This is a genomic window from Amycolatopsis oliviviridis (genome assembly GCF_014654365.1).
Lineage (GTDB): Bacteria > Actinomycetota > Actinomycetes > Mycobacteriales > Pseudonocardiaceae > Amycolatopsis > Amycolatopsis oliviviridis.
Genome location: NZ_BNAY01000008.1, coordinates 99,327 through 117,708, shown reverse-complemented (window position 1 = coordinate 117,708; position 18,382 = coordinate 99,327). Strand labels below are relative to the sequence as shown.

The 18,382-nt window shown below is 69.4% G+C and carries 18 protein-coding genes; 7 read left to right on the top strand and 11 right to left on the bottom strand.

What is annotated here, in order from left to right:
* The first annotated feature begins 19 nt into the window (after positions 1–19).
* Positions 20–2,800 (top strand): FAD-binding and (Fe-S)-binding domain-containing protein, encoded by a 2,781-nt coding sequence (locus IE302_RS30625; RefSeq protein WP_229908031.1) that lies wholly within the window; start codon positions 20–22, stop codon positions 2,798–2,800.
* Between the two features lie 24 nt (positions 2,801–2,824).
* Here the strand turns inward: IE302_RS30625 and IE302_RS30620 are convergent, their stop codons facing one another.
* Positions 2,825–3,739, bottom strand: coding sequence for a phosphotransferase family protein (locus IE302_RS30620; RefSeq protein ID WP_191257915.1), 915 nt, complete (start codon positions 3,737–3,739; stop codon positions 2,825–2,827).
* 40 nt (positions 3,740–3,779) lie between these two features.
* Positions 3,780–4,346 carry a TetR/AcrR family transcriptional regulator gene (locus IE302_RS30615; RefSeq protein ID WP_191257914.1) on the bottom strand — a complete coding sequence of 189 codons (567 nt, stop codon included), beginning with the start codon at positions 4,344–4,346 and terminating at the stop codon, positions 3,780–3,782.
* 126 nt (positions 4,347–4,472) lie between these two features.
* Here IE302_RS30615 and IE302_RS30610 point away from each other — a divergent pair, with 126 nt between their 5' ends.
* From IE302_RS30610 to IE302_RS42860, 4 genes are all read left to right on the top strand, one after another.
* Positions 4,473–5,663, top strand: a complete 1,191-nt coding sequence (locus IE302_RS30610) for a cytochrome P450 (RefSeq protein WP_191257913.1) — start codon at positions 4,473–4,475, stop codon at positions 5,661–5,663.
* A gap of 2 nt (positions 5,664–5,665) precedes the next feature.
* A complete protein-coding gene (locus IE302_RS30605) occupies positions 5,666–5,881 on the top strand; it encodes a ferredoxin (protein ID WP_191257912.1) in 216 nt (71 codons plus the stop codon).
* A 53-nt stretch (positions 5,882–5,934) separates the two neighbouring features.
* A complete protein-coding gene (locus IE302_RS30600) occupies positions 5,935–7,155 on the top strand; it encodes a GNAT family N-acetyltransferase (protein WP_191257911.1) in 1,221 nt (406 codons plus the stop codon).
* A gap of 67 nt (positions 7,156–7,222) precedes the next feature.
* The gene (locus IE302_RS42860) at positions 7,223–8,122 is read left to right on the top strand and encodes a nuclear transport factor 2 family protein (RefSeq protein WP_229908030.1); all 900 of its coding nucleotides are present in this window, start codon (positions 7,223–7,225) and stop codon (positions 8,120–8,122) included.
* Here IE302_RS42860 and mtnA read toward each other — a convergent pair.
* Positions 8,094–9,059, bottom strand: a complete 966-nt coding sequence (gene mtnA / locus IE302_RS30585) for an S-methyl-5-thioribose-1-phosphate isomerase (protein WP_191258202.1) — start codon at positions 9,057–9,059, stop codon at positions 8,094–8,096. The genes IE302_RS42860 and mtnA overlap by 29 nt on opposite strands.
* A 61-nt stretch (positions 9,060–9,120) precedes the next feature.
* Here mtnA and IE302_RS30580 point away from each other — a divergent pair, with 61 nt between their 5' ends.
* Positions 9,121–9,519: a RidA family protein gene (locus IE302_RS30580; protein WP_191257910.1), complete on the top strand. Its 399-nt coding sequence runs from the start codon at positions 9,121–9,123 to the stop codon at positions 9,517–9,519.
* An 82-nt stretch (positions 9,520–9,601) separates the two neighbouring features.
* Here the strand turns inward: IE302_RS30580 and IE302_RS30575 are convergent, their stop codons facing one another.
* From IE302_RS30575 to IE302_RS30560, 4 genes are all read right to left on the bottom strand, one after another.
* Positions 9,602–10,060 carry a YfbM family protein gene (locus IE302_RS30575; RefSeq protein ID WP_229908029.1) on the bottom strand — a complete coding sequence of 153 codons (459 nt, stop codon included), beginning with the start codon at positions 10,058–10,060 and terminating at the stop codon, positions 9,602–9,604.
* A gap of 10 nt (positions 10,061–10,070) precedes the next feature.
* A complete protein-coding gene (locus IE302_RS30570; protein ID WP_191257908.1) occupies positions 10,071–10,865 on the bottom strand; it encodes a PIG-L family deacetylase in 795 nt (264 codons plus the stop codon).
* A 125-nt stretch (positions 10,866–10,990) separates the two neighbouring features.
* Entirely contained in the window at positions 10,991–11,680 is a 690-nt protein-coding gene (locus IE302_RS30565; RefSeq protein WP_191257907.1) for a dienelactone hydrolase family protein, read from the bottom strand.
* On the bottom strand, positions 11,677–12,561 hold the full coding sequence (locus IE302_RS30560; protein WP_191257906.1) for an arginase family protein: 885 nt from the start codon (positions 12,559–12,561) through the stop codon (positions 11,677–11,679). Before IE302_RS30560 ends, IE302_RS30565 begins: the two co-directional genes overlap by 4 nt.
* A gap of 76 nt (positions 12,562–12,637) precedes the next feature.
* Here IE302_RS30560 and IE302_RS30555 point away from each other — a divergent pair, with 76 nt between their 5' ends.
* A complete protein-coding gene (locus IE302_RS30555; protein WP_191257905.1) occupies positions 12,638–13,990 on the top strand; it encodes a TrpB-like pyridoxal phosphate-dependent enzyme in 1,353 nt (450 codons plus the stop codon).
* 80 nt (positions 13,991–14,070) lie between these two features.
* Here the strand turns inward: IE302_RS30555 and IE302_RS30550 are convergent, their stop codons facing one another.
* From IE302_RS30550 to IE302_RS30535, 4 genes are all read right to left on the bottom strand, one after another.
* Complete coding sequence (locus IE302_RS30550; protein ID WP_229908028.1) at positions 14,071–15,285, bottom strand: GGDEF domain-containing protein; 1,215 nt, start codon at positions 15,283–15,285, stop codon at positions 14,071–14,073.
* 141 nt (positions 15,286–15,426) lie between these two features.
* Positions 15,427–16,638: an MFS transporter gene (locus IE302_RS30545; protein WP_191257904.1), complete on the bottom strand. Its 1,212-nt coding sequence runs from the start codon at positions 16,636–16,638 to the stop codon at positions 15,427–15,429.
* A 410-nt stretch (positions 16,639–17,048) separates the two neighbouring features.
* The gene (locus tag IE302_RS30540; RefSeq protein WP_191257903.1) at positions 17,049–17,462 is read right to left on the bottom strand and encodes an Imm1 family immunity protein; all 414 of its coding nucleotides are present in this window, start codon (positions 17,460–17,462) and stop codon (positions 17,049–17,051) included.
* The gene (locus IE302_RS30535) at positions 17,459–18,247 is read right to left on the bottom strand and encodes a DddA-like double-stranded DNA deaminase toxin (RefSeq protein ID WP_191257902.1); all 789 of its coding nucleotides are present in this window, start codon (positions 18,245–18,247) and stop codon (positions 17,459–17,461) included. Before IE302_RS30535 ends, IE302_RS30540 begins: the two co-directional genes overlap by 4 nt.
* Positions 18,248–18,382 lie beyond the last annotated feature (135 nt).

Here is an 18,382-nt window from a genome sequence, read left to right as displayed (position 1 = left end):
CGGCCCGCGGTTGTCTTGAATGGACTCCGTGGAGATCCTGGCCGACGCCGCGACACTGGCGCTGTACACGACCGACGCCTCCAACTACCGGCACGTGCCCCAGGGGGTGGTGCTGCCGCGGAGCGTCGACGAGGTGATCGCGGCCGTCGCCGCCTGCCGTGAGGCCGGGCTGCCGGTGATCGCCCGCGGCGGCGGCACCAGCGTCGCGGGCAACTCGTGCGGGCCCGGCGTCGTGATCGACACGTCACGCCACCTCGGCCGCGTCCTCGACCTCGATCCCGGGGCGCGGACGGCCAAGGTCGAACCCGGGACCGTCCTCGACCATCTCCAGGCGCTCGCCGCGCCGCACGGGCTTCGCTTCGGCCCCGACCCGTCGACGCATTCGCGCTGCACGATCGGCGGGATGATCGGCAACAACGCCTGCGGATCGCATTCGGTCGCCTACGGCCGCACGGTCGACGTCGTCCGCGAGCTGGACGTGCTGCTCTACGACGGCACCCGGATGACCGTCGGTCCGACCTCACCGTCCGAAGTGGACGCACGGGCGGCCAGGCCCGGTACCGAAGGCCGGGTCTTCTCGGAACTTCGCGCGCTCGTCCGCGACAACCTGGCGTCGCTGCGCACCGAACTGTCCTCCTTCAGCAGGCGGGTGTCCGGGTACGGGCTGGAACACCTGTTGCCGGAGAACGGTTTCGACGTCGCCAAGGCCTTGGTCGGCAGTGAGGGCACCTGCGTCACCGTGCTGGGGGCGACGGTCTCCCTCGCCGAGGTGCCGGAACGCAAGGTGCTCGCGGTGCTCGGCTTCGAGTCCGACATCGCCGCGGCCGACGCCGTCCCGGCGATCCTGCCGTGGTCACCACTGACCGTGGAGGGGGTGGACGCGGACCTCGTCGCGCTCCTGGAGCCGGGCCGCGCCGACGGCCTGCCGCCGGGTGGCGCCTGGTTGTTCGTCGAGATGGCCGATCCGGACCGGGCGCACGGGCTGATCGACGGCCTGCGCGGCGCGGTGACCGGATCCGTGCTGCTCGACGACGCCGCCGCGCAGAAGCGGCTGTGGCGGATCCGGGAGGAAGGCGCCGGCCTCGCGACCCGGCTGGCCGGGGGCGAGGAGGCCTGGCCCGGCTGGGAGGACGCGGCCGTCCCGCCCGCGCGCTTGGGTGCCTACTTGCGGGAATTCAAGCAACTCATGCGCGCGCACGGCCGCAAAAGCGTGGTCTACGGCCATTACGGCGAAGGCTGCCTGCATCTGCGGCTGGACTTCGATCTGCTTTCCCCGCAAGGGATCGCCGGGTTCCGCTCGTTCCTGGAAGAGGCGGCCGACCTCGTCGCCGCGCACGGCGGTTCGCTGTCCGGCGAGCACGGCGACGGCCAGGCGCGTTCGGAGCTGCTGTCCCGGATGTACAGCCCCGAGATGCTCGCGCTTTTCGCGCGGTTCAAAGGGATCTTCGACCCGGTGGGCAGGATGAACCCCGGCATCCTGGTGAATCCGCGGCCGGTCGACGCCGACCTCCGGGTGCGCCGCGCGCCGTTGGAGCTCGAAGACGTCACCGCGCTCGCGTACCCGGAGGATCAGGGGAGCTTCGGGCAGGCGATGCGGCGCTGCGTCGGGGTCGGGAAGTGCCGGAACACCACCGGCGCGGGCGTGATGTGCCCGAGCTACCGCGCCACGCGCGAGGAGAAACACTCGACGCGGGGCCGCGCGCATCTGCTCGCCGAGATGGTGAACGGCGAACTGATCACCGACGGCTGGCGCTCGGAAGAGGTCGCCGAGGCACTGGATCTCTGCCTGTCGTGCAAGGGCTGCCTGTCCGATTGCCCGGTCGACGTCGACATGGCGACCTACAAGGCGGAATTCCTGCACCAGCACCACAAGGGGCGGCTGCGCCCGGCGTCGCACTACTCGATGGGCTGGCTCCCGGTGTGGCTGCGCGCGGCCTCGCTGGCACCGCGGCTGGCGAACACGATGTCGCGCCGGTTCTCCGGTCTGCTGAAGAAGTTCGGCGGGATCGCGCCGGAACGGGATCTGCCGACGTTCGCCCCGGCACCGTTCACCCGGCGCCGCGCCGACCTCAAGCGCTGGGCGACCGGGTCCCGGCGGGTGGTGCTGTGGCCGGACTCCTTCAACAACTACCTCACCCCGGACGTCCTCGACGCCGCCGCCGAGGTGCTCACCGCGGCGGGCTACGACGTCGTCCTGCCCGATCGCGAGGTCTGCTGCGGGCTCACCTGGGTGTCCACCGGGCAGCTCGATGTGGCGAAGAACGTGTTGCGCCGCACGCTTTCCGTGCTCGAACCGTATCTGCGGGCGGGCTATCAGGTGGCCGGACTGGAGCCGAGTTGCACGGCGCTCTTCCGCGGCGACCTGGCGGCGCTGCTGCCCGGTGACCCAGTGGTGGAACTGCTCGCCGAGCGCACGCGCACCTTCGCCGAACTCGTCGAGGACTCGCCGCTGGAATTCCGGTCACTGGACGTCGAAGCGCTGAGCCAGGTGCACTGTCACCAGCACGCCGTGCTCGGCTTCGGCGCCGACGAGGCCGCGATGCGCGCCGCGGGTATCCACAATTCCACAATGGATTCCGGATGCTGTGGATTGGCGGGCAACTTCGGCTTCGAACGTGGGCATTACGACGTTTCCGTCGCCTGCGCCGAGGACCGCATGCTGCCCGCGATCCGGGCCGCCGCCGAGGGCACCGAAGTGATCGCGGACGGGTTCAGCTGCCGGACGCAGATCGAGCAGCTGGACGGGCGGCGGGCACTGCACCTGGCCGAACTGCTGCGGCGCGCGCTGCCGCCCTCGTGAGTGGTCGGTGCGGATGGTCGTGAGTCACCACCAGGCGCGCGCGAGGGCTTCCGGCGTCGGTTCGGCCGGCGCCGGAAGAACCTTGAAGTACCACGTGAAATTGCTGTAGACGTGCAGGAACGCGTACGCCAGGCAGCGCCGGGAGAACTCCTCGTCCGGTTCGGCGCCGTACCCGGCGAGCAGCCGCCGCAGGAAGTCCTTGTCCCCGCCGGAAACGAACAGGCCGACGGCGACGAAGTCGTACTCCGCCGCGCCCCGCATCGCCGGTTCGAAATCGAAGAGGCCGGTCAGCCGCGGGCGTTCGCCGTCGTGGTCGACCATGACGTGGTCGCGCATGAACTCGGTGTGCAACGGGACGACGGGCGGGCTGCCCAGGTCGACGGAGTCGAGGAAGGCCGGGATCCGCGCGATCCAGCTTTCGTCGAGCCCGGTCCGCCGGTGATGCTCGACGACGTTCGCGCGCTGCTCGGCGATGAACGTGGCCCAATCCGGCGGATCGAGGACGTCGAGCCGCGGGTCCCGCAGCGAATGCAGCGCCGCCAGCGCCTCGCCGAGCTCGGGAGCGAGCCGGTTCCGGTCCTCCGCGGACAGTTTCGGCCAGGCGTCCTTCAGCGTTTCGCCGCGCAGACGCTCCATGAGCACGTAGCCCCAGCCGTCCCGCTCGCCGACATCGTGCACGGCGGGCGTCGGGATCGGCAGCTTCCCGTGCAGCGCCTCGAGCATCGTCCGCTCGGTGGGGAGTTCGTCGAGGTGCACCGGCGGGAACAGCTTGAGCACCAGATCGTCGCCGACGGCGTACACCGGCAGCGAGCCCTCGGTGAACGGGACGACCTCGCCGAGGCCGAGCGACCCGGTCAGCGACGTCACCGCCGGGAGCAGGTCTTGCCTGGTCAGCGCGTCGAACTCGGCTTCGGTGCCGGCGGGCGGGAACGAGATCACGAACCGACCGTAGAACACCGCGCCGGGGACGGCGACGCAATTACCCGCTGTGTTCCAGCAGCGTCCGCGCCGCGCCGAGCACGAGGCGGCAGACGTCGTCGGGATCCGCGCTGGCCAGCGGTTCCTTGCCGGTGATCTCGCGGACCAGGCCGATCCCGAGCAGCCAGGCCAGGATGAGGTCGGCCCGCAGATCCGCGTCGTCGGCGTCGGTCAGCGTGGCGAGCACCTTCGCGTACTCCTCGCCGAGCTGCCGCCGGACCGCGCCCGCCGCGCTGTCGTGCCCCGTCGACCGCAGGTAGGCGTCGAGCGTGCGATCGCGGCCCTTGTCGGACTCCAGCATGCTGCGCAACGCCGTCCCGAGCAGTTCACCCGGTGGTGTGGTGGCGATCTGCTCGCGTCCGCCGCGCGCCAGGACCTCCTCGAACAGCGCGTCTTTCGAACCGAAGTAGCGGAACAGCAGCGCCTGGTTGGCCCCGGCGAGCTTCGCGATGTCCCGCACCGTCGTCCGATCGAAGCCGCGCTCGGCGAACAGGGCCGCCGCCGCGTCGAGCAAGGCCGCCTTGGTTGCGGCCGCGTCACGCTTGCGGACCTGCGGTTCTTCCGTCATCGAGCCTCCCGGGTCCGCACAGGCTAACGGGGCGTCGCACGGTAGGCGCATTGACGCTCACCGTGATCATGGTTAGCGTTGTAAGCAGTTGCTTACAAACCGCCGAGCCGGGGGGTTTCCGGACAAATGACCACCACTGACACCGAATTCGTCTCCTATCCGTTCAACCAGGAAGCGGGTCTCGAACTCGACGCGGCCTACGCCGCCGCCCGCGAGGCCGAGGGCATGCTCAGGGTCCGGCTCCCGCACGGTGAGCCGGCGTGGCTCGCCGTGCGCTACGCCGACGCGCGCCTGGTGCTGGGCGACCGGCGGTTCTCCCGCGCGATGGCCGTGGACAAGGACGAGCCGCGGATGGCGCCCGGCAGGCGGCCCGGCGGGATCCTGAGCATGGACCCGCCCGACCACACCCGGCTGCGCACGCTGGTCGCGAAGGCGTTCACCATGCGCCGCGTCGAAACGCTGCGGCCGCGGGTCGCCGAGCTGGCGGCGAGCCTGATCGAGGACATGAAGGCCAAGGGGCAGCCCGCCGACCTGGTCGAGGACTACGCGCTGCCGATCCCGGTCGCGGTCATCTGCGAGCTGCTCGGCGTCCCGGTCGAGGACCGGCCGAAGTTCCGCGTCTGGAGCGACGCCGCGCTGTCGACCAGCCCGCTGACCACCGAAGAGATGATGGCCAACCAGGACGAGCTGCGGGCGTACATGCACGTGCTCGTCGAGCAGCACCGGGCCGAGCCCCAGGACGACCTGATGACCGCGCTGATCGAAGCGCGCGACGTCCACGACAAGCTGAGCGAGCTGGAACTGGTCGACATGTGCATCGGCATCCTCGTCGCCGGGCACGAGACCACCGCCAGCCAGATCCCCAACTTCGTCTACGCCCTGCTCGAACAGCCGGAGCAGCTCGCTCGCCTGCGCGCCGACCTGGACCTGATCCCGGCCGCGGTCGAGGAACTGCTGCGCTTCATCCCGCTGGGTGCCGGAGCCGGGTTCGCCCGCTACGCCACCGAAGACATCCAGGTGGGTGACGTGCTGGTGAAGGAGGGCGAGCCGGTGATGGTCGCGATCGGTGCCGCCAACCGGGACGCGCTCCAGTTCACCTCGGCGGAAACCCTCGAATTCGGCCGGGAAGCCAACCCCCACCTCGGTTTCGGGCACGGCGTGCACCACTGCCTCGGCGCTCCGCTCGCCAGGCTGGAACTGCAGGAGGCGTTGCGGGCCTTGCTGCGAGATCTTCCCGGACTGCGCCTCGGCGGCGATATCGTGTGGAAGACGCAGATGCTGGTGCGGGGGCCCCGCTCCATGCCGATCGGATGGTGAGCATGAGCTGGAAAGTCGAGGTCGATGGCAACACGTGCATCGGCTCGGGGATGTGTGCCGCGCTGATGCCGGAGGTCTTCGAGCTCGAAGGCGCGACGGCGACGGTGGTCGAGGGGGAGGTGAATCCGGACGAGATGGTGCTGGACGCGGCGGATTCCTGCCCCGCCATGGCCATCGAAGTGGTGGAGAACGGTGCGGTGATCGGGCCGCGGCCCTGAAGTCCGCTCTTTAATGCGTGGCGGTCGTCGGTGAAACGGCGTAGGACGGCTGGGTGAGCGATGACAGCCTGGCCATCCGGACCCTGACCACCGACGACCTGCCCGCGTTCTCCTCCATGCTCGCGAGGGCGTTCCTCTCCGACAACGAGGAAGGCCTTCAGTTCCGCGAAGGGCTGGTGTTCGAGCCCGAGCGTTCGCACGCCGTCTTCGACGGAGACGAGCTCATCGGAGCGGGTGAACTGCTCACCCGCAAGATCACCGTTCCCGGGGCCGGGCAGACACCGCTCGCCGCGGTGACTTCGGTCGGGGTCGCACCAGGGCACCGCAGGCGCGGCGTGCTCACCCGGGTCATGCGGGCGCAGTTGCACGGCCTGCACGAGGACGGCGGCGAACCGATCGCCGCGCTGTGGGCGTCCGAATCGGTCATCTATCCCCGCTTCGGCTACGGCCTCGGGGCGCAGTTCTTCCGGGCGAAGCTCCGGTCCAAGGCCGCTTTCCGGCCGGGTGTCGAACTCGAAGCCGAACGGGTCCGGGAAGTCGCGCGGGAGGAGGCGATCCCGCTGATCAAGGCGATCTACGAGAAGGAGGCGCCGCTGCGGGTCGGCGCGCTCGACCGGCCCGAATCGGCGTGGGAGTTCAACCTCGACGACCGGGAGGTCCGGCACAAGGGCGCGTCGGCGATGAAGTTCGCCGTCCTGCCGGACGGTTACGCGATCTACCGGGTGAAGAGCGACTGGGACGAGGAAGGGCCGCGCGGGACGCTGAGCCTGCAGGAACTCGTCGCGACCACACCCCGGGCGTACGCGACTCTGTATCGCTTTCTGCTCGACTACGACCTGATCGGCACCATCGAGGTGAACGCCGCCCTCGACGAACCGCTCATCCACATGCTCGCCGACCCCCGCAAGATGAGCCGGTCCGGTGGGGACTCGCTGTGGGTGCGGCTCGTCGACGTCGATCGCGCCCTGGTCACCCGCCGCTACCGCGGTCCGGTGGACCTGGTGTTCGGCGTGCACGACGCCTTCTGCCCGTGGAACACCGGGAACTGGCGGCTCACCGCCGGCGCCGACGGGAACGCCGCGGTGACGCGAGTGGAGGACGCGCCGGATCTCGAACTGGACGTGATCGACCTCGGCGCGATCTTCCTCGGCGGCACCCGGCCGAGCACCCTCGCCGCGGCGGGCCGGATCAAGGAGCGAACCGAGGGAGCTGTTTCGCGCGCGACGGCGGCGTTCGCCACCGACCGCGAGCCTTCCTGCCTGGAATCCTTCTAGCCCGGCATTACCTGGCGGGTAATCGACTTCGCCCGGTCGCCCTTGCCAAGGTGGCCGAGTGCGAAAAGTGAAGAGATTCCTTGGTATCGCGGCGGTTCTGCTCGGCGCGACGGTGATGGGAAGCGGAATGGCGCAGGCGGAGGAGGGCTGCCCGATCCTGGAGCGGCTGGGTGACCGGGTCGAAGGCACGGTTTCGCCGTCCGCCTGCGCCTTCATCACGAAACAGACGGAATTCGGCGCCATGCTTTCGGACACGCCCGAAGCGCGGGAAGCCCGGGTCCGGCTGTACGGCACCATCTTCGCCGCCGACGGGACACTGGCCGAATCGGGCAGCGCCGCGCCGGTGGCGGGCAGGGCGAACATCGAGAACAACCTGCGGACCCTGCTGGGAGCCTTTCCGACGTTCCGGTTCACCCCGGTGAAGATCGTGGTGAACGGGGACGCGGTCTTCTACGAAGCGGCCAACGAAGCGGTGATCGCCGGGCGGACGGTGCGGTACCCGGCCGTCTACCGGGTGGTGCTCAAGGACGGCGAAGTCACCCAGGGGCGCCGCTACCACGATCGGACGGAATGGTTCCGCCCCCTCGAAAAGGAAGCGCTCCGTGAACTGTTCGCCGGTGTCGCCGTCGACTGTCCCCGGAAAGGACCGGCCTTCACCGGGCCGGGTTTGACGGCACCGGTGACGGATCCGGGCTGCCACGCCGCCTACCTCGGCAGGCTGTCGGGTGCGATGACTGACGTCCGGCTGACGGCCGATCAGTCGGCCGCCGGCCCGCACACGAAGTTCCAGGAGTACCGCGGGACCGTGCGGGCGAAGGGGCGGACGATCGACTTCGGGCTCATCGTGAGCACCCGGCCCGGCCTGGTCCGGTACTACTTCGACACGCTCCCGCTGAGCTACGACGACGCCGAGACGGCCGCCTTGTTCACCAAGCTGCTCACGGGCGCAGCACGCCCTGCTCGGTGACGACCGCGGTGATCAGCTCGTGCGGCGTCACGTCGAAGGCGGGGTTGAACACCTCCGCGCCTTCGGGCGCGACCGTCGTACCGCCGAAGCTCAGGACCTCGCCGGGATCGCGTTCCTCGATCACGATCCCGGCGCCGTCCGGCATCGTGGTGTCCACAGTGGACGAAGGGGCGACGACCACGAAGGGGATCCCGTGGTGCTTCGCCGCGATGGCGAGACCGTAGGTGCCGATCTTGTTGGCGACGTCGCCGTTGGCGGCGATCCGGTCGGCGCCGACGAGCACGCAGTCGACCAGGCCGCGGCTCATCGCGGCGGCGGCCGCGCCGTCGGGCTGGATCCGGTACGGGACACCGGCTTCGGCCAGTTCCCAGGCGGTCAGACGGGCGCCCTGCAGCAGCGGCCGGGTCTCGTCGACCAGCACGGATTCGACCAGGCCACGGGTCTGCAGATGCCAGACGACGCCGAGCGCGCTGCCCCAGGCGACCGTCGCGAGATGTCCGGCGTTGCAGTGGCTGAGCAGCCGCAACGGCCGCTGCCCGCAGTGCGCGAGCACCACTTCGGCCGCCAGCCGTGAGGCTTCGTGATTGATCCGCTCGTCCTCGTCGAGGATCGCCAGCGCTTCGGCGAGGACGGCTTCCGGCCCTTCCGGAAGCTTCGCGAGCGCGCGGGAGACGCCCCAGCTCAGGTTGACCGCCGTCGGCCTGGCCTCGGCGACCCGGCGCGCGTCGGCCTCGACGTCACCCTTCGCGCGGATCGCGAGCACCACGCCGAGCGCGCCCGCCGCGCCGAGCGCCGGCGCCCCGCGGACCGCGAGCCGCTGGATCGCGCCGACGAGATCGCCGACCGTGCGCAGTTCGAGCACGCGGTACTCGGCGGGCAACGCGGTCTGGTCGATGATCGTGACCGCGTCGCCGGTCCAGTCGATCGTCCTGCGCATGGCGAGGTTCCCCCGGAAATCCAGTTGGCCGGTCGTGACCGGGTCGATGAAGATGCGGATCGTGACCATTCAACGCCACCATCCGCCCGGTCTGCACCCCACGCCCACCTACCACCACGTGACCGTCGTCGAAGGGCGCCGGGACGTCCACCTCGCCGGTCAGTGCCCGCTCACCGAAGACGGCAAGGTCGTCGACGGCGACGTGCTCGCGCAGGTCGACCAGGTCGTCGCGAACACCGCCGCCGCACTCGCCTTCGCCGAGGCGACCCCGGCCGACGTCGTGCGCACCGTGATCTACGTGGTGACGCCGGACGCCGAGGTGCTCTCGGCGGTGTGGGACCGGTTCGTCGAGTCGGAGATCGGAGAGGCCTTCACGACCGCGAGCACCCTGCTCGGTGTCGCGCAGCTCGGCTACCCCGGGCAGCTCGTCGAACTCGACGTCACCGCCGCCACGGCCTGACCTGGCGTCGTCCTGGGTGTCCGTGAAGGACTCCTTGAGGGACTCTGGGTCCCTCAAGGAGTCCTTCACGGACTTGCGCCCGTCAGGTGATGATCGTGACGACCGGGTCCCCGGCCTTCGCGGCATCGGCGAAGAACGGCACGAGCACGTCGTAGTACTCGCGCACGTAGTCCAGCGCGTCGGGCTCGTCCCAGATCGACGGGTAGATCCCCTCGGCCTCGAGGTCCGAGAGTGTGACGCCCTGCGAAAGCTCGTCGAATCCGGTCCGCGACAGCTCCGCCGAGATCGTCCGCACCTCGCCCGCGTCGAAGTATCGCGGCGGCCCGTCACTGTCGGCTTCCCCCAGCAGTGTTCCGCCCAGCACGAAGTCGACCTCGAACCCGGCCCGCCCGATCAGGTACCAAAGCGCGTTCCAAGCCTTGTCGACGTCCACCGCGCGCTCGGTGCCGTCGGCCTTCTCCGCGTACTCCCAGTACCGATCGGGTTCTTCGATCAGCTCGCGCAGGTCACCGGAGGTGACGCGCAGGTACGCGCCGCACATGCCCATTCGGTCAGAGCCCCGCCATCAGATCGGTTTCGGTGATGCCCGGACCCTGGCCCGCGCGGATGAACCACTCGACGCCGAACGCCTGCGCGAAACCCTCGTCGGGCATCGCGAGGAAGAACGAGTCCTCGCTGATCTGACTGGCGTGCGCGCGCATCGCGGCCCGTTTGTGCGGCAGGTACGCGGTGACGTCGACCCTCGCCGTCAGGATCGCCTCCGGCTTGCCGAACTCGGAACCGTCTTCGAAGTCGGGGAGGTCCTCGGCCTTCATCTGCCCGGTCCGCACGGCCTCCTCCATGCCGCGGCGCATCTCGTCACTGTTGCTCGTCGCCTCGTAGACCCGCGGCGTGCCCGCCAGCTCGGCCGCGCGCATGCCGACGCGGTGCACCTGGATGTGGTCCGGATGCCCGTAGCCGCCGTTGTCGTCGTAGACGGTCAGGACCTCCGCCTGCTCTTCGCGCAGGATCTCGGCCAGCCGCTGGGCGGCCTCCTCGACGTCGGCCTGCCAGAACGTGCCGGGCACGTCGTTGCGCGGCTCGCCCATCATGCCGGAGTCGGTGTACCCCAGGAACTCCACGCGCTTGGCCCCCAGGACCTCGGCGGAAGCGTGCGTCTCCTGCACGCGGCGCTGCCACAACTCCTCTCCCTCGTCGAGGAACCCGTCCGGGACCTCGCCGACCTCGCCCCTGGTCGCGACGACGAGCACGACACGGTGGCCTTCCTCGAAAGCCTTGCGCATGACGCCGCCCGCGACGATGCACTCGTCGTCGGGGTGGGCGTGAAAACTCACCAATGTGGCCATGGTGGGGAAACTATCGCGAGGCACCGACATATTCCGGCGCGACGGCCTGGGTCGGGGTGGTCGTGAGTGGTAAGTGACGTTCTAACGACACTTACCACTCACGACCACCCCGACCCACCACTCACCTACGCCGGGAACACCCGCCGCAGGAACTCCAGCGTCAGTTCCCACGCCGCCGCGGCAGGCTCCGGCTGGTGGAACATCGGCGCCACGTGGTTGTGGAACGCGTGCCCGGCGCCCTCGTGGATGTGGATCTCCGCACCGTCGTGAGAAGCGACCGCGTCGGCCAGGCGACGCACGCCCTCGACGGGAATGTAGGGATCGGCGCCGCCGAACTGGAACTGGATCGGGCAGGTGATCTTGTCCAGCAACGGAACCTGCCCCGGCACGGTCGAACCGTAGTACGAGACGGCGACGTCCGGATCGCCCTCGGCGGCCGAGGCGTAGGCCATCGAGCCGCCGAGGCAGAAGCCGAAGACACCGGCGCGGCCACCGGTCCCGGGCAGCGCCCGCAGCATCGCCAGGGTCGCGAGGATGTCGGTGACGGCGCGCGCCGGGTCGAGTTTGCCGGAGACCTCCATCGACGCCGAGATCCCGGCTTCATCGTGCGTGGCCGACCAGCCGGGGGCGATCCGCCAGAACAGTTCGGGCACGGCGACGACGTAGCCCAGCTTCGCGAGGTCGGCGGCGACCGACTTGAGGTAGTCGTCGAGGCCGAAGATCTCCTGGATCAGCACCAGACCCGGGCCGGAGCCGGATTCGGGCAGCCAGAGCGGGGCGTCGAACGAGCCGTCGGCGACGGTCACCTGGGTCATCGGGTTCCTTCCAGTGCGCGCACGAGACAGTCCGCCACCAGGGCGGCCTGGGTGCCGTCGGGGTCGAGGTCGGGATCGAAGATGGTCAGTTCCAGCCCGGCCGCGCCGGGGAGCGCGACGAGGCCGCGCAGCAGTTCGACGAGCTTGTCCGGGCTGAGCCCGCCGGGATCGGGACTGTCCACAGCGGACACGAACTCCGGGTCGAGGGTGTCGATGTCGATGTGGATCCAGAAACCGTCCAGCGGCGTGAAGATCTCGCGGGCCGCGGCGAGCGCGCCGTCGGTGCCGGACGCCATGATCTCCTGGCTGGTCACGACGCGAAGCCCGGCTTCGCGCGCCTCGGCGGATTCTTCCGCGCGGACACCGAGCACGAGGACGTCTTCGTCGCGGACGTACGGCGACAGGCCGTCCACATCGGCCAGTTCCGGGGCGCCGCGGCCGGTCACGACGGCGAGGGCTTCGCCGCCGACCGCACCGACGTGGTCGGAATTGCCGAGGTGCCGGAAGTCGTCGTGCCCGTCGAAGTAGACGATGCCGAAGCGTCCTTCGCGACGCAGGGTCAGCATCGCGGCGAGCGCGATCGAGCAGTCGCCGCCGAGCACGACCGGGAAGCCACCGTCCGCGCGGATCTTCGCGAGACGCTCGGCGAGGGTGGCCGTGTAGGTCGCGATGCCGTCCGCGTTCCGGACGCCGCTGCCGGGCGACCACGCGGGCAGATATCGCGGCGGTGTGACCACGCCGCCGTCGGTCGCGTCCAAACGGGTGAGCAGGCCGTGGTCACGCAGCGCGCCCGGCGCTTTGTAGCAGCCCGGGACGACCCCTTCGGCGGGCGGTCGCAGGCCGAGGTTGGACGGTGCGTCCAGCAGTACGAGATTCCCCATCACCACACCGTAGTAGTCGTCCCTGGTGCCGCGCCGTCCGTCCCTTTAGGTTGAAGAGACGGACGGAGGAGGCTCAATGGCGGAGCGGACGAAATTCATCCTCGACGAAGCGGACATGCCGACGAGGTGGTACAACGTCGTCCCGGATCTGCCGGAGCCACCGCCGCCGCCCCTGCATCCGGGCACCCGCGAGCCGGTCGGCCCGGACGATCTCGCGCCGCTGTTCCCGCAGGCGCTGATCGCCCAAGAGGTCACCACCGAACGCTACGTCGACATCCCCGAAGAGGTCCTGGACGTCTACCGGCTCTGGCGTCCGTCGCCGTTGTTCCGCGCGCGGCGGCTGGAGAAGGCGCTCGGCACGCCCGCCCGGATCTACTACAAGTACGAGGGTGTCAGCCCGGTCGGCTCGCACAAGCCCAACACCGCCGTGCCGCAGGCGTTCTACAACGCGGCCGAGGGGGTCACGAGGCTGACGACGGAGACCGGGGCCGGACAGTGGGGGAGCGCGCTCGCGTTCGCCTGCGCCACCTTCGGACTCGAATGCGAGGTGTGGCAGGTCCGCGCTTCGTACGACCAGAAGCCATATCGCAAGCTGATGATGGAGACCTTCGGCGCGACGGTGCACCCGAGCCCGTCCGAGCTGACCGAATCCGGCCGCGCGATCCTGGCCGCCGACCCGGGATCGACCGGGAGCCTCGGCATCGCGATCAGTGAGGCCGTCGAGCAGGCGGCGCAGGCGGACAACACCCGTTACGCGCTCGGCAGCGTGCTCAACCACGTGCTGCTGCATCAGACGATCATCGGCGAAGAGGCGCTCAAGCAGTTCGAACTCGCCGGGGACACCCCGGACGTCCTCGTCGGCTGCACTGGCGGCGGTTCCAATTTCGGCGGGCTCGCCTTCCCGTTCCTGCGCGAGAAACTCGCCGGACGGATGGACCCGGTGATCCGCGCCGTCGAACCGGCCGCCTGCCCGACACTCACCCGCGGGAAGTACGCGTACGACTTCGGGGACACCGCCGGGCTGACACCGTTGCTGAAGATGCACACCCTCGGTCACGATTTCATCCCCGACCCCATCCACGCCGGCGGCCTGCGCTACCACGGGATGTCACCGCTGATCTCGCACATCTACGAACTCGGCCTCATCGAGGCGCTCGCCATCGGGCAGGAGGACTGCTTCGCCGCGGGTGTGCGGTTCGCGCGGACCGAGGGCATCATCCCCGCGCCGGAGCCGACGCACGCGCTCGCCGCGTGCATTCAGGAAGCGTTGCGGTGCAAGGAAACCGGTGAGGAGAAGGTGATACTGACCGCGCTGTGCGGGCACGCGCACCTCGACCTCCCGGCGTACGGCGCCTACCTGGCGGGCGACATCTCCGATCACGCGCTGCCGGATGAGGCCCTGGAGAAGTCGCTCGCCGGCCTCCCCTGAGCGCAATTCGTCCTCTGAACGCGGTAGTTGCACGCGCAAGGACCGCATTCAGAGGACGAAACGCAAGCGGCGAGGAGGGGTCAGCCGGTCACCTGGTAGCCCGACGTCCGGTTCCGCCCGGTGTTCTTCGCCTCGTAAAGCGCCCGGTCCGCGACGGAGATCACCGTGTCCAGGTCGGTGACCCCGGGCCGGTCGGCCAGCCCGATCGACACGGTGACGTGCTCCGGCAGGTCACCGTGCCGGGTGGCCACACTGGACCGGATCCGTTCCGCGATCGCGTGCGCGTGCACGGCGGGCGTGCCGGGCAGCAGGACGACGAACTCCTCGCCACCGAACCGCCCGACCAGATCCGTGCCGCGCACCTCGGCGCGCAGCGTTTCCGCGATCGCCGCGAGATACCGGTCGCCGACGAGGTGCCCGTGCCGGTCGTTGATCAGTTTGAACCGGTCGACGTCGACCATCAGCAGGCTGGTGTGCCGTCCCGCGCGCCGTGCGCGGTCGAGTTCGTCGGCCGCGGCCTCGCGCCACGCCTTGGCGTTGAGCAGCCCGGTCTTGGCGTCACTGCTCGCTTGCCGTTTCAGCTGCCGTAAAAGGACTCCGCGGTGCAGCACGAGCGTGATCCCGACGACCATCAGCAGCACCACCGGCCAGTCTCGCAGCGCCCACGCCACGATGACGCCGAGCGCGATCGTCGCCGCTTCGAGCGCGTACTCGAACGGTTTCGCCAGCGCGTCGCGCAGCCTGTCGTGCGGGGTGCCGTAGTACACCGCGACCGTCATCAGCGCGGTGTTGACCAGCATGAACACCCCGCCCGCCACGACCACCGAGCCGAACGACGAGACGTCGCGGGGGAGTTCGTCGAACGGGACCGCGTACCGGGAGAGGAAGGCGGCGGCCGCGAAGCCCGAGAGCACGGTCGCCGACATGGAGAACGTCCGCCGGAACAGCGGGTTCGGCTGCCCGCGGAACCAGCGGTAGAAGAAGGACACGGCGATGACCAGCGCGGCCAGTCCGGGATGCACCAGCAGTACGGCGGCGAAGGTCCAGACGCTGTCGAGCGAGATGTGCGGCGTTCCTGCGAACCGTTCCCGCACCCGCTCCACCGGCCGCGACAATTCTGTGTAAAGAACGACACTGGTGATCAGGACCGCGAACGGGATGGCGTCGCCCTGAGTGAACGGGATCCGGAGAAAAGACCAGGCGGATCCGGCGATCGCCGCGACGTCCACCATGAGGACGAAGCCGATCAAACCGCGGTTGGGTAGCCGCCACAGCGCCCAATTCGTTAGCGCCACGGTGACGAACGTAATCGGTTGGATACTAGGTGTCACTACGCTGTATGGGTAGGCGTGGGTGCACCACGCGTGACCGGGATCGGGTAGGCGGAGGGGGTGAGCCCTATGCGCGGGCAGAACTGGTGAGTACCGGGTTCCGGTCTAAAGGGGGTGCGGTGGGGCCACGTGGCGCCAAGCCCGGGTGGCCGGAACAGCCACTACGAGACCGGCCAAGGCGATGACCGAGACCGTCGTCGCCGGTGAACCGAGCACGCCGACGAGCAGGCCGCCGGCGATCAGCCCGATTCCCTGCACGGCGATGAGTCCCGACCCGGCGAGGCCGAAGGCCTGGCCTCGCTCGGTGTCGGGCACCAACCGCATGAACGTGGTGCTCGCGGTGACCTGGTAGGCCGCGCACATCCCGGACAGCACCAGCAGTCCGGCGGCGTAGGGGAGCGACGGCCGGAACCAGAACGCCGCGAGTGGCACGATCGCGCCGAGCGCGAGGATCCCGACCAGCCGCAGCCGGATTTCGGGCCGTACCAAGCGGCCCTGCACGAACACGCCGAGCACGATCCCCGCCGGATGCGCGGCGAGCAGCAGTCCCGCCGTCGCCGCCCCGCCGCCGATCTCCGCGGCGTAGGGCACCGCGAGACCTTCCGGCACGATCACGAAGCCCGCCAGCCACGCCAGGCCGACCAGCGCGCGCAACCGGCGGTCGCGCCAGATCGTGCGGGCGCCCGCCGAAAGCCGTCGCAGGGTCGACGTCGCCGGTCCGCCGGGACCCGAAGCGGCCCGGGCGCGGACACCCAGCCGCAGGACGATCGCCGAGACGCCGAACGTCGCCGCGTCGATGGCCAGCCCGCGGCCCGGTCCGATCGCGGCGATCACCGCGCCGCCCAAGGCGAATCCGGCGAGCTGGCCGACCTGATTGGTGATCTTCAGCAGCGACTGGCCGAGCACGTACTGATCCCCGGTCAGCACCGAGGGAAGGACCGCGGCCTGCGCGGCGGTGAACGGCGCGTTCGCCAGTTGCACCGCCACGAGCACGGCGGCGAGCACGGGCAACGGGATGCCGGGGACGGCGAGCACCGCGACCAGGAGCGCCCGGACGACGTCGGAGCAGACCATCACCGCGCGGCGCGGGAACCGGTCGGCCAGCCCGCCGAGCAGCGGCCCGCCGATCAGATCGGGCAGATAGGTGAGCGCGTAGGTCAGCGCGGGCCAGGTCGCCGAACCGGTCCGCTGGAACACCAGGACCGACAGCGCGACCCTGGCCACCTGATCGCCGAGGATCGACTGGAGTTCCGCGAACCAGATCGCCCGCAGTTCGCCGACCGCGAAGATCTGCCGGAAGGTCGCCGTCGAGGTCATGAGGTGGCCACCCCCGCTCGCTCGGGTTCACCACGCACAGTACGCTTTCGGAAGCGTTCAGTGAACCCTTATTGGCCCATCGCTGCCACTCTCCCCGTGCTCGTCAGGCCTGGCCGTCGCCAGTTCGAGCCCTTCCGTATCGGCAGAGGCCGTCCTCATGACTTGGTAGACGACCCCGAGGTCAACCCGGGCGGGACACGACGGACGAGGTTGCCCCTCCAGGCTGGGGTGCAACGACCGGTCGTTACGGCGCGGTGCGATGACCTTGAGCCACCGTCCTACAGAGATCGAGACCGGTCGATCGTATCTGTAGGTGAGCCACACCAACATGATCAAAGTTAGGCACGGAAGCCCGAGAAGGAGCGCGTACAAAGTTCTGACCCCGTAACACAGCCACGCGTGGCCAAGTGCTACAGCGGGCCATCCTGCTCGGTCCATTGCACACCGGACGGCCGTTGCCCGCCGGAGGTCAGGAAGTCGTGAGCGGCCCGCCGGGCGGTGTCCACGGCGATCTCGGCGTCGTCCGGGTACTCCCGAGGGTTGTTCATGAAGTAGTAGAGAACCTCGCCGCCCGTCGGCAGCGAAAAGGTCCCGCCCTTCGAGTACGCACCGTTCGGTGCGTCGTCACCGACGTACCGCAGGCTCGCCCGTTCGCCGTGCAGGCCGATCTCGAGCCACGACTTTTCCGGGTCGCCGTCCGTATACAGCTCGGCGAGCGTCGGTCCATTCAAGGCCGCCAAGGCGTCCAGAACGTGGTCGAGATCGGCTGCTGTCGTGATCGTGGTCGCTTCGGTCGCGTTACCGTCGTACCAAGCTTCGATCATGGCTTCTTTCTCTGTCCGAGGTAGGTGGTCCCGATCGGTGTTCCGTCCGGCGTGGTGCCATACACGGTGAGCGCACTTCCTTGGGGAAGGATCTTAGGGACCAAGGTCTCACAGCCGAACGGGCCTTTGCACACCTCGTTGTTCACGGCGACGGTTGCATTGGTGATGCCCTCGTTCTGCATGTGAACGGCCAGCTTGACCTCGACGTCGGCAGTGGTGGAAGGCATCCGCCGGGCACCCTGGTCCTTGAAGAACTGGACCGCTGCGGTTTCCATGTCGTCACGGCCGCTCACGATGCGCCCGGCGTCTCCTGCACCCGAGCCCGTGACCCACAGCCCGTGTGTCTTCTGCCCCTCTCCACGGTCGACGCGCGGCGGAAGATCTCGCTTCAGTTCGCCAACTCGGCCTTGCGAGACCGGAATGGGTTTCTCCGGCGCGGTCGTGGTGTGCACACCAGGTCGACTGCGCGCTCCATCCTCCCGCTTCGGCCCTGTGACCTCGATGCTCGTCGGTGTCGCCGACAAGCCGATCGCGCCCAGATATGCCGAGATTCTCGCCTTCACGATCCTGAAGCCGCTGACCGCCTGTTCAGCGGAGCGGCGTAGCTCGTCGTACAGCCCCGGCAAGGCGCCTATTTCAGGATCACCGGTTCCGTGGACAGCCTGTCCAAGACGCAAGGCGGAATCGCGGAAGCCCTCAGCGGCCTCCTGCGTTGCCTGTTCTGCCTGCTCAAGGGATATGACGGCGGCGCCGAGTGCTGCGGCGACCACTTCGGCATCGCTCAATCCACCATCCCCTTCGTCCCCAGCTGTGGAGCATGGCACTGGGGCTGACAGCGGGTGGGTCAGAAAGCGGGGAGCTCGGATGTACCTAGATGCCCAGCCGCTGTCGGTTTGGTGTCTGACCTGTGCACGTCGCTC